The sequence below is a fragment of the Bradyrhizobium sp. LB8.2 genome (assembly GCF_040548035.1).
GTDB lineage: Bacteria > Pseudomonadota > Alphaproteobacteria > Rhizobiales > Xanthobacteraceae > Bradyrhizobium.
In genome coordinates this window covers 122,192-142,844 of sequence record NZ_JBEPQV010000020.1, presented here as the reverse complement: position 1 = coordinate 142,844, position 20,653 = coordinate 122,192, and the positions used below count along the sequence as shown (strand labels likewise).

Sequence of the window (20,653 nt, the reverse complement as noted above, 5' to 3'; positions counted from 1 at the left end):
GCCTTGCGTAATGGCGCTCCCTTCAAGGACTGGGTACTGCCCGCAGCGATTGAGCGTGTGCGACGCAAACTCGCCGGTGTCGACGATGGCAATCGACAGATGGTTGATATCCTCAATGCGGTGCTGACTGACGGCCTACCGGCGGTGGAAGCCGCCTGTGCCGAAGCGCTCGGTCACGGCGTCCATTCCGCCGATGTCGTTCTCAACATCCTGGCCCGGCAACGTGAACCGGCCCCACCGGCCAACATCATGACGCCGGCTGCGTTGACGCTCCGCCATGCGCCGATCGCCGATTGTGCCCGCTACGACAACCTCCGGAGGACAAACTGATGGAACGAACCCAAATCTTCGATCTCATGGGCGAGCTTAAGCTCTACGGCATGAAGGCCGCGTTCGACGAGATCATGGCGACCGCCGTCAAGCGCCAGCACGAACCCCAGCACATCGTCGGCGATCTGCTCTCGGCCGAGATCAACGAGAAGCAGGCCCGCTCGATCAAATACCAGCTCACCATCGCCAAGTTGCCGCTTGCCAAAGACATCGCCGACTTCCAGTTCGACGGCACGCCGATCAACCAGACGCTTGTCAATGATCTCGCCGGCGGCGGCTTCATCGCCCAGCAACGCAACGTCGTCCTGGTCGGCGGAACGGGCACCGGCAAGACCCATCTGGCCATTGCTATCGCGCGAAGCTGCATCCGATCCGGCGCTCGTGGCCGCTTCTATAATGTGGTCGACCTCGTCAACCGCCTCGAGACCGAGACCCGCAACGGGCGACAGGGCCGGCTTGCCGAGCACCTAACCCGCATGGACTTCATTGTCCTGGACGAGCTCGGATATTTGCCCTTTGCCCAGTCCGGCGGTCAGCTTCTCTTCCACCTCATCAGCCGGCTTTATGAGCGCGCCTCCGTCCTCGTCACCACCAATCTGGCATTCGGCGAGTGGCCGAGCGTGTTCGGCGATGCCAAGATGACGACCGCGCTGCTCGACCGTCTGACTCATCACTGCGATATCGTCGAGACCGGTAACGACAGCTGGCGCTTTAAAAGCCGCGACGACGATCAAACAACCCGCGCTCGCGCCGTCTCCGCAACCCCGGCCAGCTCCGACGCCGCGAGCGCTACCATCAAGACTCGCCGATCGAAGGGGTCCCCTTTGGACGCCGATCGGGGGTCCCAGTCCAACGCCGATTGACAGATGAGGGCATAGAACTTGGCGATGCCGCCATTCTCGCGCGGGAATGGGCGCCCTTGTTTCCTCTCTCACGGCTGTTGAGGGAGTTCGGCGTGCCCGTAGTCGGTCCCGGAGCAAGGCCGTATCGGCGGTCCCGGCTTTTCGCTTCGCTGGCGGAGCAGTTGTGCGGCTACATTGTAGACCCCGGAGCACACAATATCCGCCAGCTAGAGCGCGCGCTGTTTCATGCGGTGCAGGAGGCGACCGCGCGGATCTGCTTCGAAATCTTCACGTACACAGGACGCGTGACCTTGGTGCGGCTTCTTCGCGAAGCGTCGCGCCTGGCGCAAGCGGGTGGAGCGGTGCGGTGGCTAGACGCGATGTCCCAGGCCACCGGCGCGATTCTTCAGCGGGATGGATTGATCGACCAAGCGCATGCCGGGCTGTTTTACGCCTCCGTTCAGGAAATGAAGGCCGATATGATCGCGCAGCGCGTCGACCTTGCGAATCTCACTATCGAAGATTTAGGGCTGTTTGCGTCGCCCGACCGGGCAGTCCGGCTGACGACCATCCATAATTCCAAAGGCCGGGAATACGGAGCAGTTGCCCTCATCAATTTGCGCGAGGGCCGCTTTCCTCACTTCCGTGCCGAGGACATGGATGCGGAGAGACGGCTGTTCTATGTTGCGGTGACCCGTGCGGAACGCATTCTGATGTATATCGCCGAGCCGGATCGTTGGGGAAACGCGCCTTCCCGGTTTCTCGGTCAAGCTGGTGCCGGGCTGGTGTGAGATACCGATGCCCGTTGTTGGGGGCCGTCGGCCGGCAACGTGGCGGCCATCACCCGGTAGTATAGACGCGTTCCCCCAGAATTATTTTTGACTGGGCTTCGACCTGCCGCGGTTACCCAAAAAGTAAGGCCTCCTAGGGCGCTAGGACGGTCACCACGCACGCGTCGCGGGCAATCGCGGGTCCGGAGGCGCCTTGACGCGCCGGCACGCTGTAGGAGGTTGTTGTGGCCTTCCGGGGGGCCGAGGCCGATTGCATTGCCTGGCTGAGCAGCGATCTTTCTCTTTTACATCAGAGTAGAAGCACTCGTGCGCCGTTCAATCCACGTTCCGCTCGTCACTCTCGCTGCCGTCCTATCTTGGACGGCTAACACAGACGAAATGCCCGCTAGAATCTGCCCTGCCATGGATTACGAGACCGCCTCATGTTCGATCGTCATCGACAGCGATAATATTGCGCTCAAGAATATCGCATTCCATCTTAGGGAACCCATTTAGCGTCTCGTCATCGATAATCCAACCGTACCGATACTTTGGAGTGGACCAGCATCAATGTTACGAGGACTCGTCCGGCAGAGCTCGATCCGTGGTAAAGAAAGCGGACCCCTAAAGAGGGGCCTTTGGTCCGAGATGTCGGGATCAGGGCTTACGACGAGTCGGCTACCCCTTTTATCCATATGGTAAAATATATTAATTCCTTCGGATTTGAACTCCCTGCCGACCCCCTTGAGCGCGCTTCGATGTTGGAAAATCTTCTGGTTGCGCGCGCGACCGGCGACATGACGGCGAGCACTCATGATTATGAGCAGCTGCGCCGCGATTTCATCGCTGACCCGGAAATGAAGGACCTCTTGCCGCCATTCGTCCGGACGTGTCGCACGCTCGATGTGTTTTGGCCCTTTATCAAGGAAAAGGCCGGCACCTATGCTGATCGTCGCCGTATTATAGGCGAGGCATTCACACCCTTGGTGGATCATCTTGAAGGCCGCAACCGCACTCCGGGTGATGCCGTGGTATCTGATGCCCTTCAGTCCTTTGATGCCGACGGTGTGCACGCAATTTGGAGCAAAGCGCTAAGCCGCCGCAACGCGGACCCTGAAGGGGCAATCACTGTGGCCAGGACGCTGCTCGAAACCGTGTGCAAGCGCATCTTGGACGACATCCCTCTTACCTATTCAGACAAGGAAGATTTGCCGAAGCTGTATTCAATGGCAGCGAAGGCGCTGACTCTCGCCCCTGATCAGCACACGGAGGAACCTATCAAGGCAATCCTCGGGGGTGCCATGACGCTGGTCAACGGCATCGGCACGCTCCGAAACCGTCTCAGTGACTCTCACGGGCGAGGAGGAAAGCCCGTTAAGCCCTCGTCGCGCCATGCCAGCCTTGCCGTTAACACTTCCGGCGCCATCGCGACGTTTCTGGTCGAGACCTATTTGGAAAGGAAATCGAAGGGTTAACCCGTTCGGAGTGCGTGGGTCGAGGCGCATCACACGGCGCTTGGGGAGCGCCAGATGAGCTACGCCGCAAGATCTGAGGCCCAACATGAAGATGGGCCGCAACCACGTTGTTCGTCGGAGGCAGCAAAAGCCAGCACCACCGCGCTATGGTAACAGTGGTGGCCAATCGGGTGGGGCCTGACGGACGCGATTGATTTTATTGTATGGCGCTCCCTAGCAAAAGGAAGCTAACTCTTTTGAGATCACTGATCACTTCCTAACATTATCCCGTGGTCGTATTGGAATGGCGTTCCCGGCACCCAAGCAGCTGCGCGTCGCCAGACTTCCGCAATTTGAGCACTCGAAAAGTATCCATACATCTCCTCGCGGCGAGCCGCTACCGATGCTTCACTCTTGTATAAGCCGAACCGCGCATAAATCACCTCCGCAATAATTTGGTGGTACAAACCTCTTAAGCCGTTTTCGCCGCCACCCGTGATGTTTGTCCCTTTGTTCGTGTAGAAATCTGAAAGTCTTGCGTGCGCCTCAGGCGATCCCGACATAGCGGCGGTTTCTAAATTTCTGAGAATCTCCGACTTATCCTCGCGACCGAGGTCGATTGCAAATGAGCGGTCTCCTATAAGAGTTTCGGCCAACGCCACATTGGCGAGCGGGAAATTTCCCTGTGCTAGATCTAAAAATTCATCCTTCGCTTTGCCGGCACTAGACGTGACACCTTCTCCGTCTCTGTAGGCAATGGCGAGGGCATATCGTGCGATGGGATACCCCGCCTTTGCAGCCAACGAATAATATTTAATCGCTTCCGCATTGTTATTTTGCTTTGCATACGCTCGCCCCAATTGGTAATTCAGTCGTGGCACCTCAGGCGAGCGAGCAATTTCAGCGAGGCATTCAGTTACTGCTGCTTCCGCGCGCAAGTCGCTAAACCACACTCCATCCACTACTTTGCCTGGGTCGAAAGGCATGGCGGCTAGGTTGTCACACTTAGATATCGCCTCTCCTGTGCGAGGTGTAGGAAGAAGAGGCCGATCCCATAGCGGCATCCGAATGCCTTGCTGATTGGTCGCCAGCGCACCTCTCAATTTTTGAAAGCCGAACAAACCCAACCCATCGCCCGCCTGAGCCGCACTTCGGAAGTAACTAAGTGCTAAATTGTTGTCTTTGGTTCCAAGGTAACCGTCGACCCAAAGCTGGCCTAATAAAGCTCCAGCGAACTCAAAGCCGTTGCCGTGAGCGTCGGACAACAGCTGCGCTGCCCGTGATGCGTCCAATCTCTCAGGATCTCTCATGAGTTGAAGGGCCAAATCTGTTTCGGCCAACCAATGCTTGCTGTTTGCCGCTTGCGATATATAGCTATCGGGATTGATTTCGGATTGTCGGAATTCGTACACCTGTTTGAAAACCCAAGCCAGCTGATACATGCCTCGTGGGTCGCCCTGGGCAGCGGCCATTCTGTATAGCTGCACAGCTTCGCGTAACTTGCCTTTCTTTCGCAATATATCAGCGGCAGCCGCGTAAGCCGGTGTGTAGCTCTTGCCTGCCAAATCGCTAAAAATTTTCTGAGCGTTCTCTAGTGTTCCGGAGCGTTGCTCGGCGCGACCGAGTTGAAACCAAAGGCGGAGGTTGTCGGGGGCGTCTTGAACCGCGCGTTTACAGGATTCGAGTGCTTTACGACCGTCCAATCGATCCCAAACGATGCTTTGGACTATGCGATTAAAGTCAAACGGATGGGCTGCCACGAAATCGCATTCGGTCGAGGGAGCGCTGGCTTCTATTCGGCCGGGGGGAGGTGAGTTTTGGCTTTCCGTTACTGACTGCAACGCCAGCTCACGTTGCTCGGTTGGCCTGATGCTAGGTAGATTGAGGTTGCGGGCAAACGCTCCAAGCGCCGTTAAGGTTGGGAAGGTGTACCACGACCGAATAGTATGATCGGTAGAAGAAGAATACAGAGTTGTTGCATCCTTCGAGAACAAGAGCTTTGTCACGCGGCCCGCGTGCCCTGTGAACCTGTTCACGAGAAGTGGGTGTGAGTAACCAACCGAGAGCAATCGAATTGCTCCGTCGTCGTAACCGAGGGCAATCTGTCGGCCGTCGGGACTAAACGCGAGGGAACACAGCACGCGACCTTCAACTGGATCTACGGCAACCGTCTGAGTTGGCTCTCCCTCTCTATGAACGAAGACTTGGCCGTCAGCGTATGCGATCGCTAGGCGTTCACCGGAGTGGTCGAATATTATGCTTTGAATAGGAAATCTACGCGGCCACAAAGCGGTTTGCTTGTTAGGAAGCACACCCCCTCGAATCGAGACGGCACCCAATTCGTCAGCGTACGCGACCAATGTACCATTTGAGCTAATCGCAACATCTGATATGCGCTGCCCGGTCGAAAACGTCTCTTGGGTTTGCGAAGTCCAGTTGTAGATTTCTATTCCCGCCGCCGCATCCGTGGCCACAATGCTGTCACCGTCCTGCGAAAACTTCGCAGCAGTAAACGGGTGTGAACCTGGAATGATGGTCGTGTTCTGACCATTTTCACTAGACCAGCTTTGAATTTCTCCATTCTGAAGAGCCGCCCGGACTAGCGAGCCATCTAAGGAGAAGGCTGCATCGAGAACGTCGCTCTTTGGTTTATCCAGGCTTGATACATGAATTCGCTTCTCTGAACTCCAGACTTCAAGTGAGTTATCAGCGAAAATGAGAAGGAGTCTTGATTGGTCCTTCGACAGCACGATCCGGTTGATTGGGCGCCCTGGCTCTGCGATGGGACCGAGCGAAGTGAGGGCACCTTCTGTCCAACCGCGAATCGTGCCGTCAGTTGAACCAGAGATAAGAACAGCGTCATTAGGGCCAAAGATAAGATCCGCTACTGGCCCGACGTGATTGGCGATGCTGCGAGTAGCATTCGAAACAAAATCTCGGACGTTTATGCGACCGAGCGCGTCGGCTACTAGGATCTCGGAAGCATTCGTAAACTGAAAGCCTATGACCGAGCCAACTCGCGTTTCGTAGCGTATCGATGGCTTTGGGTTCAGGGAATAAACGACAACTGCGTTTCTCGACTGAACTCCTAATAAAGCTCCATTCTTGGAAAAGGCTACCGCAATGGGGTCTTTGCCGGTCTCAAAAGTGTTGATCGTACTAAGAGACGATGCGTCGATAATATCGGTTGATCCATCCTTCCAAGCTAAAGCTACGCTATTTCCTTCGGCGGACGTGGCGACCTGTCCGACTTGCCTTGAACTTGAACCAAACTCTTGAAGTTTTGCGCCGGTATCCGCATTCCAAAGTCTGGCGATGCCATCCGTTGAAAGCGTTACCACCATTGAATCGCGCGCGATGAACTTCGCATATTTCACGTGATTTGCGAACATGTTGGAAGTGATGACAACCGGCACGATGGGGAGCTCATTCCGACCCTGGCGATCCAAAACCTGCATTGAGAGAACGACTGGATCGTCAGCCGACTTGATTTTCCAAATTCGTACGGTTCCGTCGTGTGAGGCCGACAGTACGCGCGTACCTAGAGAGGCGACATCTACAAAATCTACGTCGCCCTGTTGGCTTAAAAAGCCGTGGCCTGAAAATTGGTTTATCAGCACACCGTCGTTCGCTCGAAATACTGTAAGGCGCCCCGCGTCATCGCCAACCGCCAGCAATTGAGAATCGGAGCTAAAGGCCGCATGCTTCAAGGCATTTCCCCAGGCTCTCTCGCCCTGAGTGGATTGTAACTTAAATCGCCAAATTTCCTTTCCGGTGTCACTCTCGCTCACCAACACTGTACCGTCTGAGCACAGAGAGGCGATAGCGTTGCCAGAAGGATTGAATTTGACAAAATTGACTTGCGTCCCGTCTCGTCGGTCTTGCTCACACCGCGCCATTGTTGCGATCGAGCGCCCGTCTGAATAGGACCACAAGATGGATGTGCCATCCGCTCCGGCCGTCGCAACTCGATCTACCTGGAGATTGGCATCCAGGCCGATGAGGCGGCCCTTATGGCCAAGCGACTGTCCTCGAGCGAGGTATCCTTCGAGCGCCATCGTTAGTGCGACTTCGGCCTCTGGTACATAGGGTCGGGCTTCTTGTGGCTCTAGTCCAAGAGCTTTCATAGCAGCGAAGGCGGCGAGGCGAGTTTCATTCTTCTGTGCGAGGGTCGCTGATGTTTGGGCCAAGAATAGCGATTGCGAACGAAGAGCGTCGTCGCGTTGTTTAGAAGCTTCAGATCTGGCTCTTTCGGCCACGTCGCGTTGATGCGAACTAACAAAGGCCAGCGAACCGGCGGCTATGGCAAGTGCCAAAATGGCGGCCATACCCGTTCTGATGAGCCACCATTCGAGCTTGGACTGCCGCTCTGAGGCAGCAAGGAATGCCGACTGAAGTTTTGTTAAGGTACCTTCGTTCCGTATCGCGTAACGTCGGAGAAGATCGAGATCAGGGGCGCGCCAAAGACTGCCACGCGGACGCTTCGCGCGATCCCATCCGGAGGCGACCGTTTGTAAGTGACGACCAAAGCGGAGATCCTCCCTCTGCGTTTCTAGCCAGCCGTACAGACGTTGCCAGTGACGGATCAACGCTTCGTGTGGAAGCTCGATCCAGACGCGACCAACATCGGTGGCGCCAATGCCGAGCAATCTCGCTTCGACAAAGGGCTCAACCGCGTCGCGGACGTCTCGTTCAGTACAGCCCGCCGGTACGATCTCGTCGAGCCAAGCGCGTCTGCGCGTGTCGCGTGCCGCGACATCGCCTAGCTGAACCGCCATAAGAATAGCGCGCTGAGCCAGCTTCTGTTGATAGGGTGGGAGTGCCGCTAAAACTTCGTCAGCGCGACTCGCCAACGCGCCACCGATACCACCGAGGGACGTTAATGTGTCGGCGGGGGACAAACCATCGCGCATCCTTTCCCAGATTTGTTCCAATGCGAATTGCACAAGGGGTAGAGCGACAGTCTCGCCCTCTGCCTGGTCAAGAATGCGTTCTATGGTCGCCGATTCGATGGAATTCTGCGCCACACGCGCTGGCTCAGCTATAGCCCGCCGGAGGTCTTCGCGACCCATGGATGGCAATAGTTCATGGGTGGTAGCGACTGTGCTGCTCAGTTCAGGGTGCTCGTTCAATGCACCTAAGAAATCGCTCCGCAGTGTACTAACGACAGAAATCAAGCCTTTCGGTTCTGCCGCGGCATGCAGCAACGCATTCACGAAGGCATCTCGCTCTGCTTTGGTAGCTTGAATCTGCGCCTGATTTCCGGGATCTTGCGGTTTCGAAAGAGTGTAAGTCTCCTCGAATTGATCTACTAGAACGATCACCCGTTTTATACTTCGGAAATGGGCGCGCATGATTAGTGACAGGCCATCATGTGCGCCCAGTCGGGCGCGTTCCCGCACCAGTGCGGCAAACTCAATCCGTGTTGCTGATGGATTGGCCTGGCCGGTTGTTAACCGTGCCAAAGATTCCGCCAGCGACTCGATAGGATCGTTTCCCGGCCGAAGAATTGCGACGCTTGCTTCTCGAAGCCAGGGCGCATCGATTTGAGCTAAGGCCGGCAGCAGGCCGGCGCGGGCAACGGAACTTTTACCGCAACCCGAAGGGCCTAGAATCGTAAGCAGCCGGGTCGTTCCGGCCGCCGCGGTCGACGTCAAGTGCGCCAGTCGCTTGATCAGGCGGTCAACGACGCGCTCGCGACCGAAGAAAAATTCGGAAGATGTCTCATCAAACGCCTGAAGGCCTTTGTATGGGTTTGGAGCATGTGATTGGCGAGTTCGAACAAAGTCGCCCGAGTAGACGATTGTGATTACGTTTCCGTCGCCCGTTATAAGAGCGGAACCGACAACGTTGCCCTCGACCCGAATGGCGTTATCACCAATGCGATCCCCTTCTTTGTTCAATCGCAACCTCCGTTCGGTGTTCTGCTCATCCCTACTTAGATTTGACGCTTGCGCGGTTGTTGTCCCCAGTAATTATGACGTTTCCATTCGCATCCCGGCCGATGCTGATCGAGCGATCGCCTGTGCCCAGTTGATCGCGGCTCTTCTCCGTGGCCGAAGGTGTCGACCGGCTGACTAGCTGATGGGGTTGGTCGGTTTCCACTTCTAACTTCTTTTGATGATCCCCTTTGCCGAGGCTCATTTCAGCTTCTGCAGCATTGAACTCGATCACAAATTGCTTGAGCAGCCGGTGCTGGATAGCGTTAGATGTTTGTGGCTTGCTAATAGAGATATGATCAGATCCCGGAACCTTGAACACCTGACCGAAATATCGACCCGACGAGAACGGTTCGACTACTTGGCTGCGCAGACCTAACCATCGCTTGAGCACGATCGCGCGATCCTCGACTAATTCTTTCCCTGTTATCGAAAGGCGGCCACTCTCTTTCAGGGTCATAAATTCTCGATCGAGATCGTTCAACCATGTATTTGTTTGGGAGAACCGCAACGCTAACGTCTGTGTATTTCGGAGTATCAGAGAAAGGAGGCCAATGAGGTTTGCGTCGCTCGATCCCAGCGATGGCGATGCGACAAGAAAGAGACCAATTGAGCAGTTGTGTTCGATTAATTTGGCTTGGTTCGCCACAATAAACCTGCGAACGACGATCCCACCCATACTATGACATACAAAGACGAGACGACGCTGATCCCATAGCGATTCAAGATTAAAGTGCTCCCGCAATGCATCCACAACATCGCCAATGCTGTATGTGCGGGACGTAACGGTGCTTTGGTATGTGAATACAAAGAGCCCGGCATCCTGCAAGTCGGGCTCGTTTGCAACTAATTCTGGCCAGGATGGATGGCCCCATGCGGCTTCCCCTCCAGAAAGGACGCCATGTACGAAAATGATTGCAAGATCGGTTTCGGACCTGCGGAGCTCGTGTAGTCCAAAGTCGCGAAGGACGGGGGCGGCCAGCGAGCGATCCGCGTTCATCTGACTGCTGTGTCCTGGAATAGACTCATCGCGCCTAGGGGGCATCGGCGTCTCCGCTAGTCTCGCTTCTGCGCGTCGCTTTGCTTGGAAGGCATAGACTATGACAGATCGTGGTTGTGGGCGAGGAGGGATCCCACTGCGTCGGAGCCGGAGCGCTACTGTTCGGACTTCGCGGGCCCGCGTCTTAGCGGGAAGATTGGTCCGCAGGTGGTATTAAGCTGGGCTCCTCCGGGCATCGTTTTCCGCGATGACGAGGCATGTGGCTCCTAGCGCGAACAATTTAGGATCATGACAGGCGGTGAAGCAGCGCCAGAAACATGAATTCGAGCTGCCGCTAATAGATGCCGTTAGTGCCGCTAAATACGGTCGTAAGTGATTGAAATAATTAGATGGCGCTCCCTAGGGGAATCGAACTCCTGTTTCCGCCTTGAGAGAGCATTGGTGTCGACGCTCGTTACAAGTTGAGTTCGATCGACCGGTGGATCCGAGACGATGCAGGTGCGAGTCCGTTCATTTTCATTCGCACCGACCGCAACCCACAGGCCGGAATAAGCGGCATCTGGACAGCGTGCCAGGCACGTGAATTTCGGTCGCGCTCAAGCGAGCGCAATGCACTAGCGCTCTCGTGGTAGCTATCTGGTAGCTACAACAATCCGCAAGCCTTCGATGATTTCTGTAACTATTTGATTTTTTTGGTACAGTTGGGTGGGCTCGAACCACCGACCTCCTGTTCCACAGACAGGCGCTCTAACCAACTGAGCTACAACTGCATCCTTGCGAGCCGCGCCTCTGGGCGCCCTGAAAGGGCCGGTACCGAGGGGGCTGGACGGGGCGGAAACTAGGTGCAACGGGCGTTTTTGGCAAGGCCGCAAGACCCCCAAATCGTCCGCTCGGCGACCTTATTTCCAAAGCAAAACCCGGGCTCTAGGCCCGGGTTGTTCTTCTTTGGGGCATGATCTTATCGGAAAACCGCTACACACTTTTCCGGATCATGCCCGTTAAACGACCGCGCCAGATCAGGCGGCGGGCGTGTAGAGCTTCGCGGCGCTGGCCTTGATCGGCTCGGCGGTCGCGGCGGCGACGCGCTGGGTCAGCTCGACCAGATCCTTGGCCTGGGACTGGAAGGTCTCGAGCTGGGTGCGGGTGTGGCCGGTCCACAGCTCCAGCGCTTCCGCCGGCGACTTGAGGCTGAACAGCTGCTGGGCGAAGTCGAGCTGGGCGGTGGTGTTGGCTTTCATGAACTCCACCAGCTTGGCGGTGTACTCGCTCGCGCCCTTGTTGGCGGAGGTGAACACGGCCTCGACGGTGCCGTTGTGGGTCTCGGCGGCGTCCTTGAACTTGGCGTAGCTCTCGCGGGCCTGCGACACGCCCTTTTCGGCGAACGCACGCATCTGCTCGGGGACCTCGAACGGAATGATCGAGGCAGAAAACGGATCAGTCGCACCTGTCATGGGTTGTCCCTCACAATCATGAAAAAACGGAGTGAGCCTTCTGGCGCGCCCGCCGGCCAACCGGGGCCATGTTCTGGCGGGTACGAAGACTGGAAACGCGAAACGAATGATGGCTCGCCCAGTGCTCAGTATTATGGCCGCCTAACATGTCAACATTGTGCAGCGCAACGCGATCCGGCCGGCGCTGCGATAATTTAATCCCGGGCAGGATGAGGTTCCCGGGCGGGGGAACCGGTGGTTGAGGTATTTTGGGGCGGCCTGAGCGTTCGTCTCGTCCATCGAGACGACCGCTTTGCGGTCTCCCCAGAGGATGAGGCTTAGCGGCGTCGGCGCCTGGAGGAGTCCGCCAAAAGCGGGCGTCTCGAAGGATGGGGATGCAAGCGAGCAGCGGCTTGCGGGGTCAGCCACATTAAGGTTATCGCGGCTTTGGGCCGCCGCCAGGGACCGGCGCCGTGGACCTGCCCGCGCCGGCGCGCGATACTAACCCTTTCTTAAGGCTGTCATTCCCGGCAGCCTTGCACCCTGATGCTGACAAGCGAGACGCGAAGCCGGTCGGATGACGAGTTCGGATTTCCAGTTGCGAGGTGTGGGCGATCCCCGGCTGGCCGTGCACGCGACCTCCCCGCTGCCCGCCTGGCTCTGGTCGATCGACGGCACGCGCGTGCTCTGGGCCAATCCGGTCGGCGCAAAGCTGTTTGGCGCGGCCAATGCCACTGCGCTGGCGGACAAGACCTTCGGGCCCGCCGACAGCCACCGCCGCCAGGTCGTCCGGCTTGCAGGCCGGCTGCCTCCGAACGGAGCCATCCGGCTCGAACGGCTGCGCGGCTTCGGCGCGCGGCTCGGCACCCTGATGACCTGCGCCTGCGCGCGGCTCGACTTTGCCGATGGTGGTCGCGCTGTCCTCGTCACCGCGATGGACCCCGGCTTACACACCATGCCGCTGGTCGAGCGCCTGCTTCGTCTCGTCGATAACGCCAAGGTGCCGATGGCGGCGTTCGCGTCCGACGGCCTGTTCGTCGGCGCCAGCGAGACCGCCCGTCCCCTGCTCGGCTTCCGCGATCTCACTGATGCCGGCCTCGACCAGGCGCGCAGCGATGCGCTTCGCCAGGGCCGCGCCGAGACGCCGATCGGCATCGGCCAGATGGTGCTGCAACGGGTCGGCAGCGGGGCCGATGTCGGCCTGGTCGCGCTGATCGAGCCTGCCGTGCAGGTGGCTGCGACGGCGGAGGCGGATGCTGCGCCTGAAGCCAAAGAAGACATCTCGCGCGAAGACATCGTTCAGCGTGACGCTGCGCCGCCCGCTCCTCCAGCCGCCGTGCCGGAGCATGTGCAAATTGCGCTGCTTAACGAGGCTCCATCCGAATTCGCGCTGTTCGACGCCTTTGCCGAGCCGGTCGAAGCGCCGGAAGCAACCGGGACGAACGCGCACGAACCGCCTGTGAGCGGGCCGACGACAGAGATCGCCACGATCCAGCAAGCGGTCGAGGAAGCCGTCGCCGAAGCCGCGTGCAAGACTCTGGTTGAAAAGACTCCGGTTGAAAACTCGCCAGAGGCCATCGTGTCGCCGCAGGCCGCGCCGATCACGTCACACATGGTCGAGCCGCCATCGGGCCACGAAGAGCCGCCCGCACCGCGTCAGCATCCGCTGCGCTTTCTCTGGCAGATGGATGCAGAGGGTCGCTTTGTGCTCGCAACCAGCGAGTTCATCCGCCTGATCGGCGCGCACACGGCCGCCGGCTTCGGCCGCCCGTGGCGCGAGATCGCCGACGCATTTGCGCTCGATCCTGAAAGCCGAGTGGCGCAGGCGCTCGCAAGCGAGGACACCTGGGCCGGGATCACCGTGAACTGGCCGGCCGATGGCGGCGAGCATCTGCCGGTCGAGCTTGCAGGGCTGCCCGTCTATGACGGCGCGCGCAATTTCGCGGGCTTCAAGGGATTTGGCGTCTGCCGCGATGTCGACGGCCTCAACCGGATCGAGGCGCTCAGGCGTTTCGAACTGTTGGCCGAACCGCCGGCGCCGCAAAGCCTGTCCGCCGATGTGGTCGAGCCCGAGCCCGAAGCCAAGTCTGAACCGGAGGCACCGCCGCCGCCGATCGAGCCGCCTGAGCCTGAAGCTGAACTGTCCCAACCCACAACCGCAGCGAATTCACACCCAACCGATCCGGAAACGCCAGTGGAAACGCCTCCCAATGTCCTGCCGTTCCGAGCGCCCGGCGACACCAGATCGCCGACGCTGACGCCGGTCGAGAACAGCGCGTTCAACGAGCTGGCCCGGCAATTGTCCGAGCGCCTCGAACGCGACAAGGAAACCATCGCGGCTTCGTCCGAGCCGCCGGCGGCAGAGATCACGCCCGAACCGCCGACGCCGGAGACGGAAGCCCCGCACGCACCGGCCGAATGGTTGAACGAGCCCGCGCCGCCCGCGCACGGCCACAGCACGCGCGACCGCGCGTTGCTCGACCTGCTGCCGACGGGCATCCTGATCTATCGGCTCGACCGCCTGCTCTACGCCAACCCCGCCTTCCTCGCGCGCATGGGCTATGCCGGCCTGAGCGCACTGGAGAACGCCGGCGGGCTCGATGCGCTCTATGTCGAGCCGGGCGTGTCCGCGGCCAGCAGCACGTCGCAAGGCGGCACGCCTGTTACGATCAGCGCGACGCGCGCCAATGGCGAAGCGCCGCTTCCAACCACCGAGGCGCATCTGCACACGATCGACTGGGACGGCGAGAGCGCGCACGCGCTGATCTGCGCGCTGCCCAATCCTGCCGCTGTCGTGGCTTCGCCTGTTGCCGCCTCGCCTGTCGTCGTCGAAACCATCGTCCCGGAGTCCTTCCCCTTCGCGCCCGAGCCCGAGGCCGGCGATGCGGCCGCGGAAGATCTCGCCGCGATCCTCGACACCACGGCCGAGGGCATCGTCATGTTCGACGCCGAAGGCAACATCCACGCCTGCAACCGCAGCGCCGAGGCGCTGTTCGGCTATGACGCCGAGACGCTGATGCAGCAGAATCTGGTGACGCTGTTTGCGCCGGAGAGCCAGCATGTCGTCGTCGACTATCTGGAAAACCTCAAGAGCCAGGACATCGCGAGCCTGCTCGACCACGGCCGCGAGGTGCTGGGGCGCGAGAAGAAGGGCGGCGTCATTCCGCTCGCGATGATCATGGGCCGCACCAGGCCCGACGGCCCGAACTTCTTCGCCGTGTTCCGCGACCTCTCGCACAGCAAGCAGGGCGAGAGCGAGCTGACGCAGGCCCGCCGCCTCGTCGACGGCGCGGCGAATGCCAAGGCCGACATGCTGGCGCGGATCAGCCACGAGATCCGCACGCCGCTCAACGCCATCATCGGCTTTTCCGAGGTGATGATCTCCGAACGTTTCGGCACGCTCGGCAACGAGCGCTACGGCGAGTACATGAAGGACATCCGCGCGTCCGGCGAGCGCGTCATCGCCATCATCGACGATCTGCTCGAACTGTCGCGGATCGAGACCGGCAAGCTCGACCTCAACTTCGCCAATCTCAACCTCAATGACCTCGTCGAAGCCTGCGTGGTCGTGATGCAGCCGCAGGCCAACCGCGAGCGCATCATCATCCGCACCTCGCTCGGCCATGCGCTGCCGCAGGTGAGCGTGGATGCGCGCGCGATGCGGCAGATCACCATGAACCTGATTTCGAACTCGATCCGGCTTGCCAGCGCCGGCGGCCAGGTCATCGTCTCGACCGCGCTGTCCGACCGCGGCGAGGTCGCCCTTCGCATCCGCGACACCGGCCATGGCCTTAGCGAGCGCGAAGTCGCCGCCGCGATGGAGCCGTTCCGGACGCCACCGCCCGGCGATGCCGAAGACAATTCGGCGCTCAGCCTGTCGCTGACCAAGGCCCTGGTCGAAGCCAACCGCGCCCGGTTCAATATCAAGAGCGCGGCGAACTCCGGCTCGCTGATCGAGGTGGTGTTCGCACCGGCGCTGGCGAAGGCGTGAACGGCGTAGTCCGGGTGAGCGAAGCGACAACCGGGAAAGGTCCCGCATATCGCTCCGCTCATCCGGGCTACGCGGATGCGCGCGCCGCGGATTCGCCGAACCATCGCGATGCGGCCTGAGCAGCTTCCTCCTCGTCGGCCGCACCGTCACTGGCCCACGCGACAAAACCATCGGGGCGCACCAGCACGGCGCTCAGGCCCAGCCGATCCCTAGCGTCATCAGCGACGTAATCGATCCGACCACTCCAGCGGCTCGCAAGCGCTTGAAGCGGTGATCGAGCGTCAAAATCCAGCAATAGACCTTTCGCCGTCCGGAGGCGTTCTCCGACCGTCGTTCCATCGAGCAATTCGAAATCGGGAACACTGCGGCCCACAAGCGGATGGCTACCGCCGGGATCGTAGCGAAGCGAAACGCCGCGCACGCGCTCGGCGAAATAGCTCGCACCGTCCCGGGTCTCGATCAGATCGCGCATGATGGCCTGGAGCGCGCGCGTGCTCGGCGTCGGCCGCATGATCGCGACCTGCGCGCGAGACCAGTCGAGGATCTGCGCGCCGACAGGATGCCGCTCACGCGAATAGGTATCGAGGAGATCGGCAGGTGCATCTCCGCGGATCGCAGCCGTCAGCTTCCAGCCCAGATTCATCGCATCGCCGAGACCGAGATTAAGGCCTTGGCCGCCGAGCGGCGAGTGGATGTGGGCGGCGTCGCCGGCCAGGAGCACGCGCCCCTTGCGATATGTCGTGGCCTGATAGGCCCGATCCGTCCAGGTTGCGGCAAGCCGAAGCGCTGTGATGGTGACGTCCGTGCAGGAGACTCGTCGCAAGACCGTCTGCACATGCTCGGGTGTGATCGGCTCGGTCCGGTGGAAGGCACCACCGTCGAAATCGACCATCGCGATCGTTCCAGGCTGCGCAAAGGTATACACGCCCGTCGGCGTGTAGTTGCGGCCCGGGCTTAGCTTGTCCGGATCGGCCAGCTCGACTTCGACGGAATAACCTGTGAATTCGGGGTCGGTGCCGACGAAGTCGAAGCCTCTCATCTTGCGCACCGTACTGCGGCCGCCGTCGCAACCGACGAGCCAGCGTCCCCGGAAGGTCTCGCCGGCCGCCTGCACCATCACGTCTTCGTCTGAAGCAGCAACGGCATCGACGCCGAAGCCGCGCCGGATCTCGACGCCCAGGCGGGATGCGCGCGCGGCCAGAACGGATTCGAGAGTTTCCATATCGACCGCGACGCCGGCATCGGCCGGCGTCGGCAGACGCCAGGGCCACTTCGCGACATCGATGTTGTCCTGATAGAACTGGATGCCGGCGAAATGACCTGCGGGCCGTCGGGTCTGCTGCATCCAATGGGCAGCGGACTTGATGGCGCCTGAGGCAAGGTGCTGCGCGGCCACGATATCGTCCAGCAAGCCACGCCGCCGGAACGCCTCGAGTGTGGGGATCGAAAGGCCGCGTAGGCCGAACGGGAGTTGCTTCAGCGCCGAATGCGGGTCTTGCGATTGCTCCAGCACCAGGACCTGGAGACCGGCGAGCCGCAACTCGCACGCGAGAAACAGGCCGACGGGGCCGGCACCCGCAATGATGACGTCGTATGGACTAGAGGATTGCAGATTTGAGGATTGAGTTTGCATGGAGACGCTCCTGTGGTCGATGTTCGACCGGAGCGTTCCCAAAGCTTCGAGAATCACACGGACGAACGATGGGGCGCCTTGGCGGCGTCCGATGTTCGTCGTGGGGATCTCGTGCACAAGGCCAAAGACCAGAGCTTTCGTTACCGAAAGGACTTGGGCTCACCAGACCAAGTCTGCCTTTTCCGACACGAGCTATATAGTTTCGTGGCGATCGACGCGCAACAAAAAAGGCACGGCGCTTGCGGCGCCGTGCCCTTCGCATTCATATCGCTTGATCTCAGCTATAGATCTCGAACAGGCCCGCGCCGCCCTGGCCGCCGCCGATGCACATCGTCACGACGCCCCACTTGGCCTTGCGGCGCGCGCCTTCCTGCAGCAGGTGGCCGGTGAGCCGGGCGCCGGTCATGCCGAAGGGATGGCCGATCGCGATCGAGCCGCCATTGACGTTGTACTTGGCGGGATCGATGCCGAGCTTGTCGCGGGAGTAGAGGCACTGGCTGGCGAACGCCTCGTTGAGCTCCCACAGATCGATGTCGTCGATCTTCAGGCCGGTGCGCTTGAGCAGTTTCGGAATCGCGAACACCGGACCGATGCCCATCTCGTCGGGCTCGCAGCCGGCGGTCGCCCAGGCGACGAAGCGGCCGAGCGGCTTCAGGCCGCGCTTCTCGGCGTCCTTGGCTTCCATCAGCACCACGGCAGCAGCGCCGTCCGAGAGCTGGCTGGCATTGCCGGCGGTGACGGACTTGCCGGGACCCTTCACCGGCTCGAGCTTGGCGAGACCTTCCAGCGTGGTCTCGGGGCGATTGCACTCGTCGCGATCGACGACGTAATCGACGATGCTCTCCGCTTTGGTCTGCTTGTCGACGACCTTCATCCTGGTCTTCATCGGGACGATCTCGTCCTTGTACTTGCCCGCCTGCTGGGACGCCGCCATGCGGCGCTGCGATTCCAGCGAGAACTCGTCCTGGTATTCGCGGCTAAGCTTGTAGCGCTCGGCGACGATGTCGGCCGTGTCGATCATCGCCATGAAGATGTCAGGCGCGACCTTGAGCAATTCCGGATCGATCGATTCCTTCGGCGTCCCGCCGCCCGGCATGGAAATGCTTTCGACGCCGCCGGCGACGATGCACTCGGCGCCGTCGGAGCGGATCGAGTTGGCAGCCATCGCGATGGTCTGCAGCCCCGACGAGCAGAAGCGGTTCACCGAGACGCCGGCGGTGGTCGTCGGCAGGCCGGCGAGCAGCGCGGCCTGACGGCCGATGTTCGGCGCGCCATGGGCGCAATTGCCGAGATAGCAATCCTCGACATAATCCTTCTCGACACCGGCGCGGTTCACCGCGTGCTGGATGGCGTGGGCCGCGAGCGACATCGGCGGCGTGATGTTGAACCCGCCGCGGCCGGATTTTGCGAGGCCCGTGCGCGCATAGGAAACGATGACGGCTTCACGCATTGTTTTCTCCCTTTTCGAACGATTTTGAACGGAGCGTCGGTTGAGATCTTCTCGGCGCTATTGGTACACAATGTCCAGCGGTCGCGGGAGAAATAAAAACGCCGCCTCCGGTGATGGAGGCGGCGTTGTTCCGCTGGTCGGAATATGTGGGCGTATCAGAACGTCAGCGCCTTGACCTGCTTGACCTGCGGCAGGGCCTGCACCTTTGCGAGCAGATCGGCCGGCACCGCGCCGTCGACTTCGACCAGCGCGATGGCATCGCCGCCCTGCTCGACACGGCCGAGATGGAAGGTCGCGATGTTGATCTTGGCGTCGCCGAGAAGCCCTGCGAACTTGCCGATGAAGCCCGGCTTGTCCTCGTTGGTGACGTAGATCATCGACTTGCCGAACTCGGCGTCGACGCGGATGCCCTTGATGTCGACGAGGCGCGGCTTGCCGTCGTGATAGACGGTGCCGGAGACCGAGCGCTCCTGGCGTTCGGTCGCGACCGTCACGGTGATCAGGCTTTCATAATCGCTCTGGGCGGCGCGGACGATCTCGTCCACCACCATGCCGCGTTCCTTGGCGACGACGGGCGCGGACACGACGTTGACCTCGCCCAGCATCGGCCGCAGCAGGCCGGACAGCACGGCGGACGTGATCGCCTTGATCTTCATCTCGGCGACGTGGCCCTCATAGGTGATCTCGACCTTGAGGATGCCGGACTCGGTGAGCTGGCCGGCGAACGAGCCGAGCTTCTCGGCAAGGGTGATGAACGGCTTCAGCTTCGGCGCCTCTTCCGCGGTGATCGAAGGGAAGTTGACGGCATTCGAGATCGCGCCGGTCAGCAGGTAATCCGACATCTGCTCGGCGACCTGGAGCGCGACGTTCTCCTGCGCTTCGGTGGTGGACGCGCCGAGATGCGGCGTGCAGATCACGTTGGGGTGACCGAACAGCACGTTCGCAGTGGCGGGCTCCTCGACGAAGACGTCGAAGGCGGCGCCCGCGATATGCTTGGAATTCAAGGCGTCGACCACGGCCTGCTCGTCGACGAGGCCGCCGCGGGCGCAGTTGATCAGGCGCACGCCCTTCTTCATCCTGGCGATCGCGGCAGCATCGATGATGTTCTTGGTCTTCTCGGTCAGCGGCGTATGCAGCGTGATGAAGTCGGCGCGCTTCAGGAGATCGTCGAGATCGACCTTCTCGACGCCGATGTCCCTGGCGCGCTCCGGCGACAGGAACGGATCGAACGCGATCACCTTCATGCGCAGGCCGAGCGCGCGGTCGGCGACGATCGAGCCGATGTTGCCGCAGCCGACGACGCCGAGCACCTTGCCGGTGATCTCGACACCCATGAAGCGATTCTTTTCCCACTTGCCGGCCTGGGTCGAAGCGTCCGCCTGCGGAATCTCGCGCGCCAGCGCCAGCATCAGGGTGATGGCGTGCTCGGCGGTCGTGATCGAATTGCCGAACGGCGTGTTCATCACGATGATGCCCTTGGCCGTGGCGGCGGGAATCTCGACGTTGTCGACGCCGATCCCGGCGCGGCCGATCACCTTGAGGTTGGTGGCCTTCTCGAGGATCTTGGCGGTCGCTTTCGTCGCGGAGCGGATCGCAAGGCCGTCGTAATTGCCGATGATCTCGGCGAGCTTGTCCTTGTCCTTGCCGAGATTGGGCTGGAAATCGACTTCAACGCCGCGGTCTTTGAAAATCTGCACGGCTGCGGGAGAGAGCGCATCGGAAATGAGAACTTTGGGTTTGGTCATGGGGATAATCCTCTACCTTCCCTGAAACCAGGGCGGCCGTCGACCGGAATAAGTTGATGTCTCGGAGCG

General features: G+C 60.3%; 10 protein-coding genes, 1 tRNA gene and 1 pseudogene. 5 read left to right on the top strand and 7 right to left on the bottom strand.

All coding sequences use genetic code 11. The features are described from left to right. The 4 genes and pseudogenes from ABIB06_RS23660 to ABIB06_RS23645 form a co-directional block, all read left to right on the top strand. Positions 1–330, top strand: a pseudogene (locus ABIB06_RS23660) (IS21 family transposase); the annotation flags it as partial. Beyond that, the gene (gene istB / locus ABIB06_RS23655) at positions 330–1,193 is read left to right on the top strand and encodes an IS21-like element helper ATPase IstB (protein WP_502918121.1); all 864 of its coding nucleotides are present in this window, start codon (positions 330–332) and stop codon (positions 1,191–1,193) included. The pseudogene ABIB06_RS23660 and the gene istB, both read left to right, overlap by 1 nt. A gap of 92 nt (positions 1,194–1,285) precedes the next feature. Next, positions 1,286–1,963, top strand: coding sequence for a 3'-5' exonuclease (locus tag ABIB06_RS23650; RefSeq protein ID WP_354125639.1), 678 nt, complete (start codon positions 1,286–1,288; stop codon positions 1,961–1,963). A 737-nt stretch (positions 1,964–2,700) separates the two neighbouring features. Continuing rightward, the gene (locus tag ABIB06_RS23645) at positions 2,701–3,417 is read left to right on the top strand and encodes an abortive infection family protein (protein ID WP_354069232.1); all 717 of its coding nucleotides are present in this window, start codon (positions 2,701–2,703) and stop codon (positions 3,415–3,417) included. A gap of 242 nt (positions 3,418–3,659) precedes the next feature. Here ABIB06_RS23645 and ABIB06_RS23640 read toward each other — a convergent pair whose 3' ends face one another. The 4 genes from ABIB06_RS23640 to ABIB06_RS23625 form a co-directional block, all read right to left on the bottom strand. Next, a complete protein-coding gene (locus ABIB06_RS23640) occupies positions 3,660–9,299 on the bottom strand; it encodes an nSTAND1 domain-containing NTPase (RefSeq protein WP_354069234.1) in 5,640 nt (1,879 codons plus the stop codon). Positions 9,300–9,330: 31 nt separating this feature from the next. Beyond that, positions 9,331–10,335: an esterase/lipase family protein gene (locus ABIB06_RS23635; RefSeq protein ID WP_354069236.1), complete on the bottom strand. Its 1,005-nt coding sequence runs from the start codon at positions 10,333–10,335 to the stop codon at positions 9,331–9,333. A gap of 693 nt (positions 10,336–11,028) precedes the next feature. Then, positions 11,029–11,105, bottom strand: a tRNA-His gene (locus tag ABIB06_RS23630). Positions 11,106–11,351: 246 nt separating this feature from the next. After that, a complete protein-coding gene (locus ABIB06_RS23625) occupies positions 11,352–11,786 on the bottom strand; it encodes a phasin (protein ID WP_354052564.1) in 435 nt (144 codons plus the stop codon). Positions 11,787–12,342: 556 nt separating this feature from the next. On the opposite strand from ABIB06_RS23625, the gene ABIB06_RS23620 reads away from it, so the two are divergent. Further along, positions 12,343–15,756 (top strand): PAS domain-containing sensor histidine kinase, encoded by a 3,414-nt coding sequence (locus ABIB06_RS23620; protein ID WP_354052566.1) that lies wholly within the window; start codon positions 12,343–12,345, stop codon positions 15,754–15,756. 67 nt (positions 15,757–15,823) lie between these two features. Here ABIB06_RS23620 and ABIB06_RS23615 read toward each other — a convergent pair whose 3' ends face one another. From ABIB06_RS23615 to serA, 3 genes are all read right to left on the bottom strand, one after another. After that, positions 15,824–17,389 (bottom strand): FAD-dependent oxidoreductase, encoded by a 1,566-nt coding sequence (locus tag ABIB06_RS23615; RefSeq protein ID WP_354069238.1) that lies wholly within the window; start codon positions 17,387–17,389, stop codon positions 15,824–15,826. Positions 17,390–17,666: 277 nt separating this feature from the next. Further along, a complete protein-coding gene (locus tag ABIB06_RS23610) occupies positions 17,667–18,839 on the bottom strand; it encodes a thiolase family protein (RefSeq protein WP_354052569.1) in 1,173 nt (390 codons plus the stop codon). 155 nt (positions 18,840–18,994) lie between these two features. Continuing rightward, complete coding sequence (serA, locus tag ABIB06_RS23605) at positions 18,995–20,584, bottom strand: phosphoglycerate dehydrogenase (protein ID WP_354052570.1); 1,590 nt, start codon at positions 20,582–20,584, stop codon at positions 18,995–18,997. Between the last annotated feature and the right edge of the window lie 69 nt (positions 20,585–20,653).

Bases quoted from the DNA above. Each gene is read 5' to 3' on its own strand.
- ABIB06_RS23615 (WP_354069238.1), bottom strand. From the start codon at position 17,389: ATGCAAACTCAATCCTCAAATCTGCAATCCTCTAGTCCATACGACGTC.
- serA (WP_354052570.1), bottom strand. From the start codon at position 20,584: ATGACCAAACCCAAAGTTCTCATTTCCGATGCGCTCTCTCCCGCAGCC.
- istB (WP_502918121.1), top strand. From the start codon at position 330: ATGGAACGAACCCAAATCTTCGATCTCATGGGCGAGCTTAAGCTCTAC.
- ABIB06_RS23645 (WP_354069232.1), top strand. From the start codon at position 2,701: ATGTTGGAAAATCTTCTGGTTGCGCGCGCGACCGGCGACATGACGGCG.
- ABIB06_RS23620 (WP_354052566.1), top strand. From the start codon at position 12,343: ATGACGAGTTCGGATTTCCAGTTGCGAGGTGTGGGCGATCCCCGGCTG.
- ABIB06_RS23610 (WP_354052569.1), bottom strand. From the start codon at position 18,839: ATGCGTGAAGCCGTCATCGTTTCCTATGCGCGCACGGGCCTCGCAAAA.
- ABIB06_RS23625 (WP_354052564.1), bottom strand. From the start codon at position 11,786: ATGACAGGTGCGACTGATCCGTTTTCTGCCTCGATCATTCCGTTCGAG.
- ABIB06_RS23635 (WP_354069236.1), bottom strand. From the start codon at position 10,335: ATGAACGCGGATCGCTCGCTGGCCGCCCCCGTCCTTCGCGACTTTGGA.